This window comes from Actinophytocola oryzae (assembly GCF_004364325.1).
Lineage (GTDB): Bacteria > Actinomycetota > Actinomycetes > Mycobacteriales > Pseudonocardiaceae > Actinophytocola > Actinophytocola oryzae.
Genome location: NZ_SOCP01000002.1, coordinates 708,598 through 726,439, shown reverse-complemented (window position 1 = coordinate 726,439; position 17,842 = coordinate 708,598). Strand labels below are relative to the sequence as shown.

Here is a 17,842-nt window from a genome sequence, read left to right as displayed (position 1 = left end):
CCTCACTGGCGGCCCAACACGAGCACCGCCGCCGCCGTGTACATGCCGCCGAACCCGAGCACGGCACTCAGCTCCACATCGGACACCTGCGCGGCGGCCTCGCCACGCAGCTGCCGCACCGACTCCTGGATCGCGAACATCCCGTACATCCCGGTGTGCGTGTAGGACAGCCCGCCACCGTTGGTGTTGACCGGAAGCCGGCCGCCGGGCGCGGTGTGCCCGGCCGCGACGAAACCACCCGCCTCCCCCGGCTTCAGCAGACCGAGCGCCTCCAGGCCGATGATCGGCAGGTGCGCGAAGGCGTCGTAGCACATCACGTGGTCCACATCGGACCGGTCGACCCCGGCCTCGGCGAAGGCGTCGTCGGCCGCACGCCGGGCGGCGGCGGAACCCAGCGGTTCGGCCAGCTCCGCGACCAGCGGCGAGTCGACGCTCTCCCCCGCGCCCAGCACCCGGACCGCGCGGTCGCCTGCCCGCCGCGCCGAGGTGACCACCAGCGCGCCGCCGCCGTCGGTCACCACGCAGACCTCGGGCTTGTGGAACGGGTAGGCCACGAGCGGCGCGGCGAGCACGTCCTCGACGGTCAGCGGGTCACGCAGCAACGCCCTCGGGTTGCGGGAGGCCCACTGCCGCTGCGCCACCGGGACCGACGCCAGCTCCTCGTGGCTCAGGCCGTAGGTCTTCATGTACCGCAAGGCCGGCAGCGTGAACCGCGTGAACGGCGCGCGGGCGCCGTAGGGCTCCTCGAACTGGCCGGTGAGCGAGGCCGGGTCCGGTGGTCGTGGCGGGGTGCCGACGCGGGACCGGCCGGACTCCCCGTGTGTGATCAGCACGGTGTTCGCGTACCCGGCGCGGATGGCCGCGGCGGCGTGCCGGACGTGCAGCAGGAACGAGCAGCCGCCGACGTTGGTGCCGTCGACCCAGCGGGGGCGGATGCCCAGCTCGTGCGCGACCTGTCGTGGGTCGAACGCCCCGGCGATGCCGTCCACCTCGGACACGGAAACGAGGGCGTCGGCCAGCGCACGAACACCCGCCTCGACGTTGAGCCCGAGCACCGACTGGTCCGGGATCCGGCCGACCCGCGCCGTCTCCGCCGCGCCGATGATCGCCGCACCGGTCATGACGCACCGCCCCGGGCGGGTTCGAACACCGGCACGAGCTGCTCGCCACGCGGCTCGAAGACGACCCGCAAGGGCATGTCCAACACCAGCGCCTCGGGGGTCTGCGCCACGCCGACGATGTTCGTGGTCATGCGCGGGCCCTCGGCCAGCTCGACGATCGCGACCGTGTAGGGCACCTCGCCACGGTGCACGATCACGTACGACCACAGGGTGGCCGCACCGGACGCCGGGAACCAGGACAGTGCCCCGGACGTGCACCGAGGGCACACGAGTCTGCCGCGGTGGCCGACGAACCCGCAGTCGGCACACCGTTGCAGTACCAGGGTTCCCTCGTTGGCTGCTGCCCAGTGGGGAGCGGTCTCCGGCGTCGGGCGCGGCGCGGGGACGTTCATGACGCCTCCGGTGCGTAGTCCAGGACGCCGTCGTCGATGGCGGGCCGGTCAGCGCCGAAGCGGCGGGTCTGGAACACGACGCGGCCGCTTTCCCTGCGCCAGTAACGGATCCGGAGCACGTCGCCAGGCAGTACCGGGGTGCGGAAGCGACCGCCGAACGAGGTCAGCCTGGCCGGGTCGTCGCCGAGCAGCCGGCGCAGCAGTACCCGCGCGGTCATGCCGAACGTGCAGAGCCCGTGCAGGATAGGCCGCTCGAAGCCGGCTCGGCGCGCGAACGCCGGGTCGGAGTGCAGTGGGTTGCGGTCGCCGCAGAGCCGGTAGAGCAAGGCCTGGTTCTCGGCGGTCCTGACGACGATCTCGCCGTCCGGGTCGCCGAGGGCGGCGGGTTCGGCGCGGGTGCCCGCCGTGCGACCGAAGCCGCCCTCGCCCCGGATGAACAGCGTCGAGCGGGCCTCGAACAAGGGACCGTCCGCAGTGGACGCCGTGGTGATCAGCCCGACGAGCGCTCCGCTGCCCTTGTCGGTGATGTCGGCGACCGTGGTGCGCAGGGTCGCGGCACCCTCGGACGGCAGCTCCCGGTGCCAGGTCAGGTGCTGCCCCGCGTGCACCATCGCGGCCGGGTCCCAGCCGCCGAGCCGGTCCCTGATCGGCGCGGACCCACCGGCGATCAGCGCCGCGTACGTCGGCACCGCTCGCTGTGCGACGCCTTCGCTGTTCTCCGTGGTGAACGCGAGCGACTCCGCGCCGACCGCCACCGCGTAGAGCAGCGAGTCGGCCGAGGTCCACGTGCGCGTCCACGGGTCCGTGGTCGCGCCGACGGCGTCGAGGTCGAGAGGCATCAGCGCACCCGGTCCGCGCCGGTGAGGTCGGCCTCGGCCCTGGCCTTGCCGACCAGTGCCCGCAGCACGCTGTCGACCTCCGCCGGGTCGTCGACCGGCGTGGCGACCGGCCCGGGGTGCCAGCCCTCGGCGACCGCGAGCCGCTTGCCGGAGGACAGGAACACCCGCCCGGTCACCCCGTCCGAGCGGCGCGACGCGAGCCAGCACACGACGGCGGCCACCCAGCGCGGCGACCGCGAGTCGTCCACCGTGGACGCACGGCCGGGGATGCTGTCGGTCATCCTGGTGGCCGCGCCCGGGGACACGGCGTTCACCGTGACCCCGTACCGCTCCGCCTCCAGCGACGCGATCGTGGTGAACGCCGCGATGCCCGCCTTCGCCGCCCCGTAGTTGGCCTGGCCGGGGTTGCCGAACAGGCCGGACACCGAGGTGGTGTTGATCAGCCTGCCGTGCACCGGCCCCGCGCCGGCGCGCTCGCGCCAGTGCCGCAGTGCCCAGTGCGCGGTGGCGAAGGTGCCCTTCAGGTGCACCCGGATCACCGAGTCCCACTCGTCCTCGGTCATCCTGGCGATCGTGCGGTCCCGCAGGATGCCCGCGTTGTTGACGAGCACGTCGAGCCTGCCGAACTCGGCGACGGCCTGGCCCACGAGCGCCTGCGCGCCCGCGAAGTCGGCCACGTCGTCGGTGTTCAGCACCGCCCGGCCGCCTGCCGCCGTGATCTCCTCGACCACGGCCGCACCCGGCGCGCCGGAACGGCCTGCCCCGTCGAGGCCGGTGCCGATGTCGTTGACCACCACGGCGGCGCCCTGGGCGGCGAGACGCAACGCGTACTCCCGCCCGAGGCCCCGGCCCGCACCGGTCACGACGCACACCCGGTCGGCGCACTCGTCCTGTGTGGACATCTCCGCGGTCATCTCAGTCTCCGAGCACGGAGCCCTGGAACTGCCAGGTCTTGCCGTCGAACACGCGGATCTGGCTCTGCTGGATGGGGAAGTAGTCGTCCGGCCCCGTCTTGAGCGTGATGCCCTTGATCAGCATCGGCGGGGCGAAGCCGTCGATCGACTTCGCCGCGTCCATCAGCGCCTGCCGTGTCGGGGCCTTCGTGTGCTGCAGCACGGAGACCAGGCTCTGCGCCGCGGCCACGCCGTACACCACCCCCTGGTCGTCGGCCTTGATCCCGGCCTCGCCGTACTTGCCGATGATGTCCTTGTAGGACAGCACGGCCGGGTCGTTCGCCTCGGCCGGGTCGGTGGTCACCTTCAGGTAGGCGGTGCTGATGATGCCCTTGCCCGCGTCACCGCTCGCCGGCACGACCGCGGTGCCCGAGCTGCCGAGCAGGTGCGTCGGGGCCCAGCCGAGCTGGGTGATCTGGGTGATGATCTGCGTGGTGAACTTGTCGATGCTGAAGTCGGCGAGGGTGTCGGCGCCGGAGTCCTTGAGGATCGACACCTGGCGGTTGACCGTCGCGTCGGTCGCCTCGTAGCTGGCGTCCTTCACGATCTGGTCGGCCTTGTCACCGAGCCCCTGCTTGAACCCGGCGTAGTAGTCCTTGCCGTAGTCGTCGTTCTGGAAGATCACGGCGATCTTCGCGTCGGGCTTCTGCTTGATCAGGTACTGGGCCATGGCCTTGCCCTGCGAGATGTAGTCGAGCTGCCACGGCATCGTCCACGGGTACTTGTCGTGCTCGGTGCCGAACGCGCTGGCGCCGCCGACGAGGAACAGCTGTGGCACCTTCTTCTGGTTGAGGTACTCGCGGACGGCCAGGTTCGGCGTGGTGCCGTTGCTGCCGTAGAGGGCGAAGACCTTGTCCTCCTCGACGAGCTTGCGCGTCAGCTGCAGCGCGGTCGCCGGGTTGGCCTGGCTGTCGTAGGTGGTGTACTCGATCTTGCGGGTCTTGCCGTCGCCGAACTTGACGCCGCCCTTCTCCGCGTTGAGGTAGTCGAAGTAGGCGGCGCTGCCCTTGGTGGCGGCACTCGCGACCGTGCCGGAGCCGGACAGCGGCGTGAACGCGCCGAGCTTGACGGTGGTGTCGGTGATGCCGGGGTCGGCCTTGACCGTGCCACCGCCACCACTGCCGGCGCCGCTGTCCGAGTCGTCGCTGCGACCGCACGCGGTCAGGGTGAGTGCGGCTGCGATCACGAGGATCGCGCCGTTGCGAAGCCTTCTCACGGGGTTGTCTCCTTCTCGGGAAGAGTGCTGGTGGCCGCCGTGTGCGGGGGCCGGGAGGTGGGAGCGGACGAGGGTCTGCGGGAGCGCAGACGGCGCAGCACCGGTCTCAGCAGGCCGACCACCCCGTTGGGGAGGAACAGCATGAAGACGATGATGATCAGGCCGTTGACGATGCCGGGGGCGGACTGCGAGATGTCGGTGGCGTACACCGGCATGTAGGTGATGTAGACGGCGCCGATCAGGGCGCCCCACACCGTGCCCAGACCGCCGAGGACGATGCCGGCGACCAGGTTGATCGACAGTGTCAGCCCGAAGTTGTCCGGGCTGACGTAGCCGGTGAGCAGTACGGAGAGCGAGCCCGCGAGGCCGACGAGGGCGGCGCTCAGCGCGAACATGACGACCCTGGTGCGGGCCACCGGGACGCCCATCGCCCCGGCCGCCGCCTCGTTGTCGCGGGTGGCGACCATCGCGAGGCCGGTGCGGCTCTTCGCGAGGTTGCGCACCCCGAGGAACACCGCGAAGCCGACGACGACCGTGACGAGGTAGACGAACTGGTCGGCGGTGAGCGTGCCGGGCAGGTCCGGCCGGGACACGGTGATCCCGAGCTGTCCGCCGGTCAGTCCCTCGAAGTGCTTGAGCAGCTGGGGCAACGCTATCGCGAGTGCCAGCGTGACCAGCGCGAGGCTGAACCCGCGCAACCGCACCGACGGGATGCCGAACACGACGCCGACCGCGAAGGTGAGCACGGCGGCGATCGGCAGCGTCCACAGGTGCGGCATCCCGGCCTTGGTCACGAGGACCGCCGTGGTGTACGCGCCGATGGCGTAGAAAGCCCCGTGCCCCAGCGAGGTCTGGCCGCCGTAGCCGACGAGCAGGTTGAGCCCGAGCAGCGCGACGGTGGTCAGCGCGACCTGGGCGAGCTGGCTCAGGCCGTAGTCCTCGACGTTGAACGTCAGCAACACCAGCACGACGAGCGCGACGACGCCGAGTGCGGTGACGAGGCCGGACTTCATACCCGCGCGACCTCCTTCTTGCCGAAGAGACCGTGGGGTCGCACGATCAGGACCACGACGATCACGACCAGTGCGACCGTCAGGGACAGCTCGGTGCCGATGAAGTCCACATAGGTCGCGGTGACCGCCTCGATGACGCCGACGAGCAGGCCGCCGACGACGGCACCGACCGGGGAGTCGAACCCGCCGACGGTCGCCGCGGCGAACGCGTAGAGCAGGACCGGGAACATGAAGTTGGGTTCCAGCCCGGTCTGCGGGGCGATCATGACCCCGACCACGCCGCCGATCACCGCGGACAGGCCCCAGCCGATCCCGTACGCGCGGCCGACGTCGATGCCGGCGAGCCGCGCCGAGTCCGGGTTCTGCGCGGCGGCCCGCAGCCTCAGGCCGAGCCTGGAGCGGTTGAACAGCAGGAAGAGCAGGATCAACAGGATCGCGACCGCACCGAACATGCCGACGACCTGCCACGAGGTGACGACTCCCGCGATCCTGATCGGGCCGGACGGCAGCGGGCTCTCGACGGTCTTGGCGAGGTTGCCCCAGATCAACCCGACCGCGGCGTTGATCACCATGAACAGGCCGAGGGTGACCATGGTCTGGGTCAGGTGCGGCGAGCGCTCCACCCAGCGGATCAGGCCGCGCTGCAGCCCGTACCCGCCGACGAGGCAGCACACGACGGTGATCGCGACCGCGACACCCCACGGCAGTCCGACCGACATGAGCTGCCAGGCGATGAACGTGGCGAGCATCGCCATCTCGCCCTGCGCGAAGTTGGGGATCTTGGTGGCCCGGTGGATGAGCACCAGTGCGAGCGCGAGGCTGCCGTAGATCAGGCCGCTGGCCGCGCCGTCCAAGAGCGTCTGGATGAGTTGCTGCATCTCACTCGCTCCCTACAGCGCCAGGTAGGAGTTGCGGATGGCCTGGTCGTCGGCCAGCTCGGCTGCCGGCCCCTCGGCCGTGATCTCGCCGACGGTCAGCACGTAGGCGTAGTCGGCCATGCCGAGCGCGAGCTGGGCGTTCTGCTCGACGAGCAGGCAGGTCAGGCCCTCGTCCGCGACGACCGTGCGGAGCACCTCGAAGATCTGCCTGACCACCAGCGGGGCGAGGCCCATGGACGGCTCGTCGAGCAGGAGCAGCTTCGGGCGGCCCAGGAGTGCCCTGGCGAGCGCGAGCATCTGCTGCTCGCCGCCGGACAGCAGCCCGGCCTGGGCGTGCTCGCGTCTGGCGAGGGGCGGGAACAGCTCGTACATCCGGTCGAGGTCCGCCCTGGACGGTCGGCCCGCCGGGCTGAGCAGGGCGCCGACCGCGAGGTTCTCCTCGACGGTGAGGTCGGGGAAGGTGCCGCGGCCCTCCGGCACGTGGGACAGGCCGAGCCGGGCGATGCGCTCGGTGCGCATGCCGACGAGCTTCCTGCCGTCGAAGGTGACCGTGCCCTTCGTGCCGGGGAGCATCCCGGACAGCGCGCGCAGCAGGGTGGTCTTGCCCGCCCCGTTGGCGCCGAGCACGGCGGCGACCGTGCCGGTGTCGATGGAGAACGTGACGTCGTGCAGCACCCGCACCGGCCCGTAGCCCGCGGTCAGGTCCTTCACCTCGAGAACGCTCATGCCGCCCCCTCGCCCGCTCCGCGGCCCCGGAACGCTCCGCAGGCTCCGCTACACCGGCGCCCTCCGCGGCCGAGGTGACGCCCTGAACATCGACGATTCGCTCCGCTAGCTCCGCTCATGCCGGCGCTCCCAGGTAGGCCTCGACGACTCCTGGATCGGCCTGGACCTCGGCCGGGGTGCCCTCGGCGATGGTGCGGCCGAAGTTCATCACCGTGATGTGGTGCGACATGCTCATCACCAGGCTCATGTGGTGCTCGACGAGGAGGACGGTGAGGTCGCGCCGCTCGCGGACGTCGAGGATGAGCGTCCGCAGCTCGTCGACCTCGCCGTGGGACAGGCCGCCTGCCGGCTCGTCGAGCAGCAGCAGCTCCGGTCGCGACGCGAGGGCGCGGGCCAGCTCGACCCGCTTGAGGGTGCCGTAGGGCAGGCCGTTGACCGGCTTGTCCCGCACGTCGGTGAGGCCGACCTCGTCGAGCACCTCGTCGACGGCGTCGCGCATCCGGCGTTCCTCCCTGCGCACGGCGGGCCAGCGCAGGACCCCGGCGGTGAACCCGGCCCTGCCCAGCCGGTGTGCGCCGGTCAGCACGTTCTCCCGGACCGAGAGCGTCCGGAACAGCGCGAGGTTCTGGAAGGTCCTGCTCAGTCCCGCCTCGGCGACCTTGTGTGGCGGCAGGCCAGTGAGGTCGGTGCCTGCCCAGGTCACGCTGCCCGCGCCGGTGCGGTAGAGGCCGGTGACGCAGTTGAAGAACGTGGTCTTGCCCGCGCCGTTGGGCCCGATCAGCGCGGTGATCGACCCGCGTTGCGCGGTGAGGTGGGCGCCGTCGAGTGCCTTGACGCCACCGAAGTGGACGGTCAGGTCGCGGACCTCAAGCATTCGTCCCTCCCTGCTCTGTCGTCGTCTGGATGTCGGTGCAGGCGTCGAGTGACCAGGCGCCGCCGGAGCGGCCGATGCCGCTGGCGCGGTTGCCGCCGAAGGGCGCGTCGGGGTGCCTGGCGGTGGTGTTGATCCCGACCTGGGCGGAGTGCAGGCGGGCGGCGATCGCGTGGGCCGCGTCGAGGTCGGGCGAGAACACGTAGTCGGACAGCGCGTAGCGGGTGCTGTTGGCGGCGGCCACGGCCTCGTCGTCGCCGACCGCGCGCATGACGGTCAGGACCGGCCCGAAGACCTCCTCCTGCATCACGGTGTGCTCGGGTGCGGCGCCGGTGATCAGTGCGGGCGCGGCGTAGAAGCCCCTGGCGGGCAGGTCGTCCCTGCGCTCGACGGCGCATCCCTCGTCCTCCGCCGACGCCGTCAGCTCCTCGACCCTGGCGCGCTGGGCGGCCGAGATCACCGGGCCCACCGTGGTGGACGGGTCGCGCGGGTCGCCGATCCCCAGGTCCGCGAGTGCCGCGCGGAGGCCGGCGACGACGTCGTCGTGCACGGCGGCGTCGGCGATGATCCGCGCCGGGGTGAGGCACACCTGGCCGGACTGGACGGTCCAGGTGCGGGTGATCGCCGCGACGACCTTCGTGGGGTCGGCGTCGGCCCTGACGATGACCGCGCCCTTGCCGCCCAGCTCCAGCAGCAGGCGCTTCATCGTCGGTGCCGCGTCCTGGTGGATCCTGATGCCGACGGCCGTGCTCCCGGTGAAGCTGACGGCGCGGACGAGCGGGTGCCGCACGAGCGCCGCGCCGAGGTCACCGTCGGCACCGGTGAGGAGGTTGACCGCGCCGGCCGGTGCGTTGTTCTCGGCGAGCGCGTCACGCAGCGCCTCGGCCAGTGCGACGACGAGCAGGGGGTCCTGCGGGGCAGGCTTGAGCACCACGGTGTCGCCCGCGAACAGCGCGGGCACGATCTTGCCGACCATGGCCAGCAGCGGGAAGTTGTACGGGCTGATGCAGGCGACCACGCCGACCGGTGTCCTGCGCACCACGCTGGTGAGCCCGGCGCGGTCGGCCGGGGACGGGACGGCGAGCAGGTCGTCCGGGGCGGCGGCCCACTGCTCGAGGCGTGCGATCGCGGCGCCGACCTGGGTCTTCTCCGCCACGGACGGGAGGGCGCCCGTGTCGGCGACAGCGAGGTCGACCAGCTCCGCGCGGCGCCCGGCCAGCCGGGCCGCGGTGCCCGCGAGCACGGCGCGGCGGCGGTCGAGTGGCAGCGCGGACCAGGTGGGGAACGCGTCGGCGGCCGCGTGCACGGCGGTGTCGGCGTCGGCGGCCGAGCAGTCCGCGACGGCCGCGAGCACCTGTTCGGTGGCCGGGTCGACGGTGTCGTACCAGCGGCCGGTGGTGTGGGGCTCGCCGCCGATCATCGCGGGCACGGTCACGGTGGTCATCGGCCGCACCCCAACGCACTGAAGGCGTCCTTCGGTGCGCCCAGCGTTACGAAGGCGTCCTTCAGTGCGTTGATCGGGCTCATCGTGGGCTCCGGCCGGCCAGGTCGAACACGCCGCGGTCGAGGTCGCCGGAACGCAGGCGGGCGACGAGGTCCTCGGCTTCCGTGAGCGGCACGACGGTGGTGACCAGCGGGTCGATCACGATCTCGCCTGCGAGGTAGCGGCGGGCGAGGTCGGGGATGAACCGGTGCGGGTCGACCGAGCCCATCCGACAGCCCAGCAGGGCCTTGTCCTGGAAGAGCTGCCGCATGCCGAAGGTGACCGTGGTGTCGGCGGGCGGCAGGCCGACCATCACGGCCCGGCCGCCCCACGCGAGGGCGCCGACCGCGGCGGTCAGCAGGTCGGCACGCCCGACGCACTCGAGGACGGCGTCGAACCCCTCCGGCGAGACCGAGGCCGCCGTCGCCACCACGTCGTCGGCGCCACCGACCACGAGGAACTCCGTGGCGCCGAGCCGCCGCGCGATCGCCTCCTTGCGCGGGTTGGTGTCGCACACGACGACCCTGCTCGCGCCCGCCACCTTCGCGGCCTGCACCACGTTCAGCCCGATGCCGCCCGCGCCGATGATCAGTGCGCTCTCGCCGGCACGCAGCCGGGCCCGCTCCCACACCGCGCCGAAGCCGGTGACCACCGCACAGCCAAGCAGCGCGGCCACCGTGTCCGGAATGCCGTCGGGAACCGGGACCACCTGCTGTTGTCCCACGACGGTGTGCCGGGCGAACGCGCCGACCCGGACGAACTGCGCGACCGGGGCCCCGTATCTGGTGAAGACGGTCGGCGGGCTCTCCGTCGTGCCCCGGCACAGCGTCGGCAGGCCGGCGAGGCAGGCGGCGCAGTGGCCGCAGTTGCGCAGGACGGACAGCACGACCTTCTGGCCGATCGGCAGGTCGACGCCCGCGCCCCGGTCGACCACGACACCGGCGGCCTCGTGCCCGAGTACGACGGGCACCGCCTGGGCGATGTCGCCGTCGACCGGTTTGAGGTCGCTGTGACACAGCCCGGCCGCGTCGACCCGCACGGTGACCTCACCGGGCAGTGGGTCGCGCACCTCGAGGTCGTCGACCGCCTCGAGCCGGGAACCGGTCCACACCAGGGCTTCCATGTGGCCTCCTGCACGTCACCGCGTTGGAAACGGGACGTTAATCCAGAATTCGAGTCTTTGGAAGAGAATTTCACTCAGTCGAATTTGATGAGCGGTCTCCGATATTCGGTTCGACTGAGTCGAAAGCCGTTCCACTGATAGAAACCCGGGGTTATCCTGCGGAGGTCACCACCGACGCCCCGGAGGACCCACCCGATGACCGTCCACACGGAACTGAACGGGACCACGTTCGTCATCACGATCGACCGTCCGGACCTCCGCAACGCCATCGACCTGGCCACCGCCGAGGCGATCGCCGAGGCACTGGACGACCTCGACGCCCGCGACGACGCGGTGGCCGGGGTCATCACCGGCGCGGGCGGGACGTTCTGCGCCGGGATGGACCTCAAGGCGTTCCTGGCCGGGGAGCGGCCGTCGGTACCCGGCAGGGGGTTCGCCGGCATCGTGCGACGCCCGCCCGCCAAGCCGATCGTGGCCGCGGTCGAGGGGTACGCGCTGGGCGGCGGCTTCGAGATCGCCCTGGCGTGCGACCTGGTCGTCGCGGCGGAGGACGCGGTCTTCGGGCTGCCGGAGGTCACCAGGGGGCTGGTCCCGGCGGGCGGCGGGCTGCTGCGCCTGCCCGCGAAGGTGCCCGCGAACCTGGCGATGGAGTGGATCCTCACCGGCGCCCGAATCCCGGCCGCCACGGCCCACGAGGTGCACCTGGTCAACCGGCTCACCGCGCCGGGGTCGGCACTGGCAGGCGCGCTCGAGCTGGCCGCGGCCATCGGCCGCAACGGGCCGCTGGCGACGCGTGCCTGCAAGCAGGTCATCGCCGAGTCGCGGGACTGGCCGGAGGCGGAGTTCTTCGACCGGCAGGCCCCTCTCGCGGAAGCGGTCCGGTCCTCCGAGGACGCACGCGAGGGCGCGCGGGCGTTCGTGGAACGGCGGAGTCCACAGTGGGCGGGCCGGTAGTCACAGTGACCACTGTGGACGCAACCGCGCGCGCGGGCGACCCGGGAGGACTGGCCCTCTCCCCCGCCGAGGCCGTGCCCGCCGCCGAAGCGGTACGCGCCGAGGTGCGGGAGTTCCTGGCGGCCGAGACGTTCACCCCGCGCGTCGACTCCTGGCTCAGCGGCTTCGACGCCGAGTTCTCCCGCAGGCTCGGCGCGCGGGGCTGGCTCGGCATGACGTGGCCGAGGCGCTACGGCGGCCACGAACGCTCGGCGATGGAGCGTTTCGCCGTGACCGAGGAGCTGCTCGCCGCGGGTGCGCCCGTGGCGGCGCACTGGATCGCCGACCGCCAGTCCGGGCCGAGCCTGCTGCGTTACGGCACCGAGGAGCAGCGCACCGCCCTGCTGCCGAGGATCGCCGCAGGCGAGTGCTATTTCGTGATCGGGATGTCCGAACCGGACTCGGGCTCGGACCTGGCGTCGATCCGCACCCGCGCCGAGCGCGACGCCAACGGGGACTGGTTGGTCAACGGCGCCAAGATCTGGACCTCGGGCGCGCACCTGGCCCACTACGGGATCGTGCTGGTGCGCACCGGGCCAGGGCGGCACGACGGGCTGTCGCAGCTGCTGGTGGACCTCGCGAGCCCCGGCCTGACGATCAACCCGATCCGGATCCTGGACGGCGGCCACCACTTCAACGAGATGGTGTTCGAGGACGTGGTCGTGCCGGCCGGGATGCTGCTGGGCACCGAGGGTGACGGCTGGCGCCAGGTCACGGCGGAGCTGGCGTACGAACGGTCCGGCCCGGAGCGCTGGCTCTCGACGTTCGGCCTGCTCGACGCGTTCGCCAGGCACGCGGCGCGGACCCGGGACCCGGCACAGCTGGCGACGCTCGGCACCCTCTCGGCCCGGCTGCTCGCGCTGCGCCAGCTGTCGAGGAGGATCGCCGCCGCACTGGACCGTGGCGAGCTGCCGGACATCCAGGCGGCGCTGGTGAAGGACCTGGGCACGACCTTCGAGACGGACGTGATCGACGAGATCCGCCGGGTCGTCGAGCTGGACCCGGACGACCCGCTGGGCCGGACACTCGCGGAGGCACAGCTGCACGCGCCGGGCTTCACGCTCCGCGGCGGCACCAACGAGATCCTGCGCGGCATCGTCGCCCGCGGTCTGGGGCTGCGATGAGCACCAGGGACCTGGTGGTCGAGACGGTGCGGGACATCCTCGCCGCCCACGAGCCGTTCGTCCTCACGCCGGACCGGTCGTGGGACGCCGGCCTGTGGTCGGTGCTCGCCGAGGCCGGCATGACCGGCGTCGGTCTGTCGGAGGAGGCGGGTGGCTCGGGCGGCGCCCTGGACGACGCGGCGGCCGTCGTGACGACGCTCGCGGCGGGGGCCGCCGCGGTGCCGGTGGCCGAGCAGCTGCTGGTCGCCGGGCCCGCCCTGCTGGCAGCGGGCCTCGACCTGCCGATCGTCACCGAGCCGCTGACCATCGCCGTCGCGGGGACGGTGCTCGCGCGACCGCTGGACAAGGGCCGCTTCGGGCTCACCGGCACCGCGACCGCCGTCCCGTGGGTGGGGGTCGCCCGCCGGGCCGCGGTGCTCGCGACGGGACCCGACTCGGCCGTTCTCGCGCTCGCCGACCTGCCGGACGGCGCGGTGGGGGCGAACCTGGCCGGTGAGCCGCGCGGCGACGTGACGTTCGACGACGTGCCCGCCGTTGCGGCGCCGGTCGACGCCGAGACGGTCCGGGCCAGGTTCGCCCTGGCCAGAGCCGTGCAGCTGGCCGGAGCCCTGGGCAAGGTGCTGGACTGGACGGTGGCCTACGCGGGTGAGCGCGAGCAGTTCGGCCGCCCGCTGGCCAAGTTCCAGGCGGTGCAGATGGAGATCGCGCGGATGGCGGGCGAGGTCGGTGCGGCGACCGCGCTCGCCGACGCCGCGGTCCGGGTCGCGGACACCGACGGGCTCGTGCTCGCCGCGGCTGCCGCGAAGATCCGCGCTGGAGCCGCGGTCGCGCCGGTGGCGAGAGCCGCGCACCAGCTCCACGGCGCGATCGGCTTCACCCAGGAGCACCGGCTCCACCACCTCACCCGGCGCCTGTGGGCGTGGCGGGACGAGGCAGGCAGCGAGCTGGCCTGGGCGAGGACGTTGGGCGAGGCCGTCGCGACGGCACCTGCCGGCCTGTGGCCGACCCTGACCGACGTGGGATGACTTCGGACGAGGAGGACGACGATGTCGCGTAGTGCCGTGATCGTGGACGCCATTCGGTCGCCGATGGCGAAGGGCAGGGCGCCCAGGGAGGGCAGGGCGGGTGGCGCACTGTCGTCGCTGCACCCGGTCGAGTTGCTCGGTCAGGTGCTGCGGCAGCTGATCGACCGCACGGGCGTAGACCCGGCGCTGGTCGAGGACGTGATCACCGGCTGCGTGAGCCAGGTCGGCGAGCAGTCCGGCCCGGTCGGGCGGTGGGCGTGGCTCGCGGCCGGGTTACCCGAGGAGGTGCCGTCGGTCGCGGTGCACCGGGCGTGCGGGTCGAGCCAGCAGGCCGCGGACTTCGCGGCACAGGGGGTGCTCGCCGGGGCCTACGACGTGGTGGTGGCGTGCGGGGTGGAGTCGATGAGCCGCATCCCGATGTTCACCGCCCGGATCGGGATGGACCCGTTCGGCCCGTCGGTCGCGAAGCGCTACGAGCCGGGGCTGGTCCCGCAGGGCGTGTCGGCCGAGCTGATCGCCGCCCGCTGGAAGCTCGACCGGGAGACCCTCGACGAGTTCGCGGCAGGCTCCCACACCCGCGCCGCGGCGGCGGACCGCAGCGGCGAGATCGTGCAGGTGACCGTCCCGGACGGGACGGTGGTCGACCAGGACGAGACGATCCGCCCGGACACCACGGCCGAGAAGCTCGGCGCGCTGAAGCCGGCCTTCCGCACCGACGAGCTGGCCGCCCGCTTCCCCGAGGCGAACTGGCACATCACGCCGGGCAACTCGTCGCAGCTGACCGACGGCGCGGGCGCGGTGCTGATCATGTCGGAGGAGAAGGCGCAGGAGCTGGGGATGACCCCGCGCGCCAGGTTCCACTCCTTCGCCCTGGCCGCCGACGACCCGATCACGATGCTGACCGGCCCGATCCCGGCGACGGAGAAGGTGTTGCGCCGCAGCGGTCTGACGCTCGACCAGCTCGACCACTACGAGGTGAACGAGGCGTTCGCCCCGGTGCCGCTGGCCTGGGCACAGCACTTCGGCGCCGACCCCGACCGGCTCAACCCACGCGGCGGCGCCATCGCACTCGGCCACCCGCTGGGCGCGTCGGGCGCGCGGCTGCTGACCACCATGCTCAACGGCCTGGAGGCCACGGGCGGCCGCTACGGCCTGCAGACCATGTGCGAGGCAGGCGGCATGGCCAACGCGACGATCATCGAACGACTCTGAAGGACTTCTCATGGACATCACCGGCATCAGCGCCGTGGTCACCGGCGGGGCGTCCGGACTGGGCCTCGCGACCGCGCGCCGTCTGCTCGACGGCGGCGCCGAGGCGGTCGTCATCGCCGACCTGGAGACCTCCTCGGGCGAGACCGTCGCGAAGGAACTGGGCGACCGGGTCCGGTTCGTACCGGCCGACGTGCGCGACGAGGCCGGCATGAACGCGGTGTTCGACGCCGCGGCCGAGGCGGGTCCGCTGCGCGCGGTCGTGCACTGTGCGGGCCGGGGCGGCCCGGTCCGCCTGGTGAACCGGGACGGACGACCGGGCTCGTTGGAGACCTACACGGAGATCATCGGCATCAACCTGATCGGCAGCTTCAACGTGCTGCGACTGGCAGCGGCCCGGATGGCGGCGAACGAGCCGCTGGACGGCGACCGGGGCGTGTGCGTACTGACCGCGTCGGTCGCGGCCTACGAGGGACAGATCGGCCAGATCCCGTACGCGTCGTCGAAGGCGGGCATCGTCGGCATGACCATCGTGGCCGCTCGCGACCTGGCGAGCCGAGCGATCCGCGTGTGCACGATCGCGCCAGGCACCTTCGACACGCCACTGCTGGCCCGCCTGTCCGACGAGGTCCGCGAGAGCCTCGCCAAGACCGTTCCCCACCCCAGCCGCCTAGGCCACCCCGACGAGTTCGCCAAGCTAGCCATGTCCATCATCGACAACCCCATGCTCAACGGCGAGACCATCCGCCTGGACGGCGCCATCCGCATGGCTCCCCGCTGACGGACAGTCGCGAAAGGGTTGCGCGCCTGTGATCGTTGTCGGCGCGAGGGCACAGGTAGCCGACAGTGCTCACTCGTGCTGTTGACCGCGTTGCGGTCCATGGCATGCCCGGGTCACCGGTCATGCCAGTGCGCGGCAGCGAGAAGCACGCGCGGATCTGCTCCTGCTCGCAGGCGGGGAACACTCTGTCCCGGGGGTAGCCCTGGACGACGTCGCCGCGCTCAGGCGGACCGAGGGCGGGCCGATCATCATCCACGGCAGCGCCACGCTCGACCAGCACCTGTCCGACGCGGGCCTGATCGACCGCTACCACCTGCTGGTGTTCCCGGTCCTGCTCGGCGCGGGCAAGCGGCTGTTCAGCGCCACCGACAAGGACAGGCAGAACCTCAGGGTCGTCGAGAGCGAGACCTACCGGAACGGCGTCCAGAAGCTGGTCTACGACGTCGTCCACTGACCTCGCCCGGTCAGCCGGGCTCGACGCCGGTCAGGTCGACGGTGGCGGCCCACAGGCCGGCGGCGAGCTCGGGATCGGCGAGCCTGCCTCGCACGGTTTCGAGCCCGGGTTCGCCGCGCATGCCGAACACGCGGGGACCGCACAGCCCGCCGCCCGCCACGGACGGGTCGAGGACCGCGCGGACCGCGGGCCACGCGCCGGCTTCCTTGCCCTGTACGACGAGCCCCGCGGGCAGGCCGCGCAGCCGCTGGCCCGCGGTCCTGGCGTGCACCGGCGGGCGGTCCGGGGTGAGCGAGTCGAGCGCGCCGCCGGGGTGGTTGACCACGCTGCGCACCGGGCTGCCCTCGGCACGCAGCCGCCGGTCCAGCTCGAACGCGAACAGCATCTGGGCGAGCTTCGACCGGGCGTAGGCACGCTTGGGCGCGTAGTCCCTGGTGCTCTGCGGGTCGGTCAGGTCGAACCGGGCGGACCTCGCGACGAAGCTGCCGGTCGTCACGACACGTCCCGCCGCCGACGCGGTGAGCAGCGGCAACAGCCACCGGACCAGCAGGAAGTGCCCGAGGTGGTTGGTGGCGAACATCAGCTCGTGGCCGGCCGCGGTCTCGCGTCGCGGCGGGTGGTCGAGCATGACGCCGGCGTTGCACACGACCGCGTCGAGGCTCCCCAGCTGGCCCGCGGTGGACTCGAGGGAGGCGTGGTCGGCAAGGTCCAGCCGCACGTGGCGCACCAGCGCGCCGGGGACGCGGGACCGGATCGACGCCATCGCGGCGTCGGCCCTGGCGATGTCCCGGCTGCCGAGGACGACCGTCGCCCCCGTGCCGGCCAGCTGCTCGGCGACGAAGTAACCGACACCCGCGTTGCCGCCGGTGACCAGGAAGGTTCTGCCGTCGGCACGCGGCAGCCGTCGAACGTCCCAGCGCATGGCGCCTCCCAGAAAGTCGAAGTCACTCTGACTTTAGCGTGACTACGAACTCGAATCGACTTCGAGTATGCTGGCGGCATGACACCGGGCACCATTGGGCGGCGTGAGCGCAAGAAGGCCGCCACCCGGCACGCTCTGGCGACCGCGGCGCAGCGACTGTTCCTGGAGCGCGGGTTCGACCGGGTCACCGTCGCCGAGATCGCCGAGGCCGCGGACACGGCGGTGTCGACGCTGTTCGCGCACTTCCCCGGCGGCAAGGAGGCGCTCGTCCTCGGCGACAGTGACGAGCGGGAGCAGGCTCTGGCCGCTGCGGTGCGGGAGCGGGCCGAGGGCGTCTCGATCCTGCGGGCACTGCACGACTTCCTGGCCACGCGCGGCCCGTTCGATCCCGACCCGGGGCCGAAGTACCGGTGCCTGACCGAACTCGTGGTCGCCACGCCTGCGCTGCGGGCCTACGCCAGGAGGCTGTGGACCGACTGCGAGACCACGCTGACCAGGGTCATCGCCGAGGAGGCCGCCCGTGATGCGGACGACCTCTCGCTGCGGCTCCTCGCCCGCTTCGTCCTGGAGATCCCCGACCTGGCAGGCACCGAGCCCGACCCGCGTGCCGCCCTGGCCACCGCCTTCACCCACCTCGAACGCGGCTGGCCCGATCTCTGAACCTCGGCGCGGTCCGGACGCCGACGACGTTCTCGGTGGCGGCGACCAGCGGCATCGCA

General features: G+C 72.3%; 18 protein-coding genes and 1 pseudogene. 7 read left to right on the top strand and 12 right to left on the bottom strand.

Annotation, left to right across the window (positions count from 1 at the left end):
• Positions 1 to 2: 2 nt before the first annotated feature.
• From CLV71_RS06930 to CLV71_RS06880, 11 genes are all read right to left on the bottom strand, one after another.
• On the bottom strand, positions 3 to 1,121 hold the full coding sequence (locus CLV71_RS06930; RefSeq protein WP_133901753.1) for a thiolase C-terminal domain-containing protein: 1,119 nt from the start codon (positions 1,119 to 1,121) through the stop codon (positions 3 to 5).
• A complete protein-coding gene (locus CLV71_RS06925; protein WP_133901752.1) occupies positions 1,118 to 1,513 on the bottom strand; it encodes a Zn-ribbon domain-containing OB-fold protein in 396 nt (131 codons plus the stop codon). The genes CLV71_RS06930 and CLV71_RS06925 overlap by 4 nt, the downstream gene beginning before the upstream one ends.
• Positions 1,510 to 2,352, bottom strand: coding sequence for a MaoC family dehydratase (locus CLV71_RS06920; protein ID WP_133901751.1), 843 nt, complete (start codon positions 2,350 to 2,352; stop codon positions 1,510 to 1,512). Before CLV71_RS06920 ends, CLV71_RS06925 begins: the two co-directional genes overlap by 4 nt.
• Positions 2,352 to 3,266 (bottom strand): SDR family NAD(P)-dependent oxidoreductase, encoded by a 915-nt coding sequence (locus tag CLV71_RS06915; RefSeq protein ID WP_243866256.1) that lies wholly within the window; start codon positions 3,264 to 3,266, stop codon positions 2,352 to 2,354. The genes CLV71_RS06920 and CLV71_RS06915 overlap by 1 nt, the downstream gene beginning before the upstream one ends.
• A gap of 1 nt (position 3,267) precedes the next feature.
• On the bottom strand, positions 3,268 to 4,521 hold the full coding sequence (locus tag CLV71_RS06910) for an ABC transporter substrate-binding protein (RefSeq protein WP_166663976.1): 1,254 nt from the start codon (positions 4,519 to 4,521) through the stop codon (positions 3,268 to 3,270).
• A complete protein-coding gene (locus CLV71_RS06905) occupies positions 4,518 to 5,534 on the bottom strand; it encodes a branched-chain amino acid ABC transporter permease (protein ID WP_133901749.1) in 1,017 nt (338 codons plus the stop codon). Before CLV71_RS06905 ends, CLV71_RS06910 begins: the two co-directional genes overlap by 4 nt.
• Positions 5,531 to 6,412, bottom strand: a complete 882-nt coding sequence (locus tag CLV71_RS06900; protein ID WP_133901748.1) for a branched-chain amino acid ABC transporter permease — start codon at positions 6,410 to 6,412, stop codon at positions 5,531 to 5,533. Before CLV71_RS06900 ends, CLV71_RS06905 begins: the two co-directional genes overlap by 4 nt.
• Positions 6,413 to 6,424: 12 nt before the next feature.
• On the bottom strand, positions 6,425 to 7,138 hold the full coding sequence (locus CLV71_RS06895) for an ABC transporter ATP-binding protein (RefSeq protein WP_133901747.1): 714 nt from the start codon (positions 7,136 to 7,138) through the stop codon (positions 6,425 to 6,427).
• Positions 7,139 to 7,253: 115 nt separating this feature from the next.
• On the bottom strand, positions 7,254 to 8,012 hold the full coding sequence (locus tag CLV71_RS06890; protein WP_133901746.1) for an ABC transporter ATP-binding protein: 759 nt from the start codon (positions 8,010 to 8,012) through the stop codon (positions 7,254 to 7,256).
• Positions 8,005 to 9,453 (bottom strand): aldehyde dehydrogenase family protein, encoded by a 1,449-nt coding sequence (locus CLV71_RS06885; RefSeq protein ID WP_133901745.1) that lies wholly within the window; start codon positions 9,451 to 9,453, stop codon positions 8,005 to 8,007. The genes CLV71_RS06890 and CLV71_RS06885 overlap by 8 nt, the downstream gene beginning before the upstream one ends.
• Positions 9,454 to 9,532: 79 nt before the next feature.
• Positions 9,533 to 10,615: a zinc-binding dehydrogenase gene (locus tag CLV71_RS06880; protein ID WP_133901744.1), complete on the bottom strand. Its 1,083-nt coding sequence runs from the start codon at positions 10,613 to 10,615 to the stop codon at positions 9,533 to 9,535.
• A gap of 195 nt (positions 10,616 to 10,810) precedes the next feature.
• Between CLV71_RS06880 and CLV71_RS06875 the strand changes: the two genes are divergently transcribed.
• The 6 genes and pseudogenes from CLV71_RS06875 to CLV71_RS06850 form a co-directional block, all read left to right on the top strand.
• Positions 10,811 to 11,569: a crotonase/enoyl-CoA hydratase family protein gene (locus tag CLV71_RS06875; protein ID WP_133901743.1), complete on the top strand. Its 759-nt coding sequence runs from the start codon at positions 10,811 to 10,813 to the stop codon at positions 11,567 to 11,569.
• A 14-nt stretch (positions 11,570 to 11,583) separates the two neighbouring features.
• A complete protein-coding gene (locus CLV71_RS06870; protein ID WP_243866255.1) occupies positions 11,584 to 12,732 on the top strand; it encodes an acyl-CoA dehydrogenase family protein in 1,149 nt (382 codons plus the stop codon).
• Positions 12,729 to 13,757 (top strand): acyl-CoA dehydrogenase family protein, encoded by a 1,029-nt coding sequence (locus tag CLV71_RS06865; RefSeq protein WP_133901742.1) that lies wholly within the window; start codon positions 12,729 to 12,731, stop codon positions 13,755 to 13,757. Before CLV71_RS06870 ends, CLV71_RS06865 begins: the two co-directional genes overlap by 4 nt.
• 21 nt (positions 13,758 to 13,778) lie before the next feature.
• On the top strand, positions 13,779 to 14,969 hold the full coding sequence (locus tag CLV71_RS06860) for a thiolase family protein (RefSeq protein WP_133901741.1): 1,191 nt from the start codon (positions 13,779 to 13,781) through the stop codon (positions 14,967 to 14,969).
• A gap of 10 nt (positions 14,970 to 14,979) precedes the next feature.
• The gene (locus CLV71_RS06855) at positions 14,980 to 15,747 is read left to right on the top strand and encodes an SDR family NAD(P)-dependent oxidoreductase (protein WP_133901740.1); all 768 of its coding nucleotides are present in this window, start codon (positions 14,980 to 14,982) and stop codon (positions 15,745 to 15,747) included.
• Between the two features lie 199 nt (positions 15,748 to 15,946).
• Positions 15,947 to 16,201: pseudogene (locus CLV71_RS06850) on the top strand (dihydrofolate reductase family protein); the annotation flags it as partial.
• A gap of 10 nt (positions 16,202 to 16,211) precedes the next feature.
• Here the strand turns inward: CLV71_RS06850 and CLV71_RS06845 are convergent.
• Positions 16,212 to 17,123, bottom strand: coding sequence for an SDR family NAD(P)-dependent oxidoreductase (locus tag CLV71_RS06845; protein ID WP_133901739.1), 912 nt, complete (start codon positions 17,121 to 17,123; stop codon positions 16,212 to 16,214).
• A 78-nt stretch (positions 17,124 to 17,201) separates the two neighbouring features.
• Between CLV71_RS06845 and CLV71_RS06840 the strand changes: the two genes are divergently transcribed.
• Positions 17,202 to 17,783: a TetR/AcrR family transcriptional regulator gene (locus tag CLV71_RS06840; protein ID WP_133901738.1), complete on the top strand. Its 582-nt coding sequence runs from the start codon at positions 17,202 to 17,204 to the stop codon at positions 17,781 to 17,783.
• Positions 17,784 to 17,842: the final 59 nt, after the last annotated feature.

Excerpts from the sequence above, each read along its gene's own strand:
- CLV71_RS06900 (WP_133901748.1), bottom strand. The coding sequence starts at position 6,412 with ATGCAGCAACTCATCCAGACGCTCTTGGACGGCGCGGCCAGCGGCCTG.
- CLV71_RS06890 (WP_133901746.1), bottom strand. The coding sequence starts at position 8,012 with ATGCTTGAGGTCCGCGACCTGACCGTCCACTTCGGTGGCGTCAAGGCA.
- CLV71_RS06895 (WP_133901747.1), bottom strand. The coding sequence starts at position 7,138 with ATGAGCGTTCTCGAGGTGAAGGACCTGACCGCGGGCTACGGGCCGGTG.
- CLV71_RS06845 (WP_133901739.1), bottom strand. The coding sequence starts at position 17,123 with ATGCGCTGGGACGTTCGACGGCTGCCGCGTGCCGACGGCAGAACCTTC.
- CLV71_RS06860 (WP_133901741.1), top strand. The coding sequence starts at position 13,779 with ATGTCGCGTAGTGCCGTGATCGTGGACGCCATTCGGTCGCCGATGGCG.
- CLV71_RS06840 (WP_133901738.1), top strand. The coding sequence starts at position 17,202 with ATGACACCGGGCACCATTGGGCGGCGTGAGCGCAAGAAGGCCGCCACC.
- CLV71_RS06865 (WP_133901742.1), top strand. The coding sequence starts at position 12,729 with ATGAGCACCAGGGACCTGGTGGTCGAGACGGTGCGGGACATCCTCGCC.
- CLV71_RS06885 (WP_133901745.1), bottom strand. The coding sequence starts at position 9,453 with ATGACCACCGTGACCGTGCCCGCGATGATCGGCGGCGAGCCCCACACC.
- CLV71_RS06930 (WP_133901753.1), bottom strand. The coding sequence starts at position 1,121 with ATGACCGGTGCGGCGATCATCGGCGCGGCGGAGACGGCGCGGGTCGGC.
- CLV71_RS06905 (WP_133901749.1), bottom strand. The coding sequence starts at position 5,534 with ATGAAGTCCGGCCTCGTCACCGCACTCGGCGTCGTCGCGCTCGTCGTG.
- CLV71_RS06875 (WP_133901743.1), top strand. The coding sequence starts at position 10,811 with ATGACCGTCCACACGGAACTGAACGGGACCACGTTCGTCATCACGATC.
- CLV71_RS06920 (WP_133901751.1), bottom strand. The coding sequence starts at position 2,352 with ATGCCTCTCGACCTCGACGCCGTCGGCGCGACCACGGACCCGTGGACG.
- CLV71_RS06925 (WP_133901752.1), bottom strand. The coding sequence starts at position 1,513 with ATGAACGTCCCCGCGCCGCGCCCGACGCCGGAGACCGCTCCCCACTGG.
- CLV71_RS06855 (WP_133901740.1), top strand. The coding sequence starts at position 14,980 with ATGGACATCACCGGCATCAGCGCCGTGGTCACCGGCGGGGCGTCCGGA.
- CLV71_RS06915 (WP_243866256.1), bottom strand. The coding sequence starts at position 3,266 with ATGACCGCGGAGATGTCCACACAGGACGAGTGCGCCGACCGGGTGTGC.
- CLV71_RS06880 (WP_133901744.1), bottom strand. The coding sequence starts at position 10,615 with ATGGAAGCCCTGGTGTGGACCGGTTCCCGGCTCGAGGCGGTCGACGAC.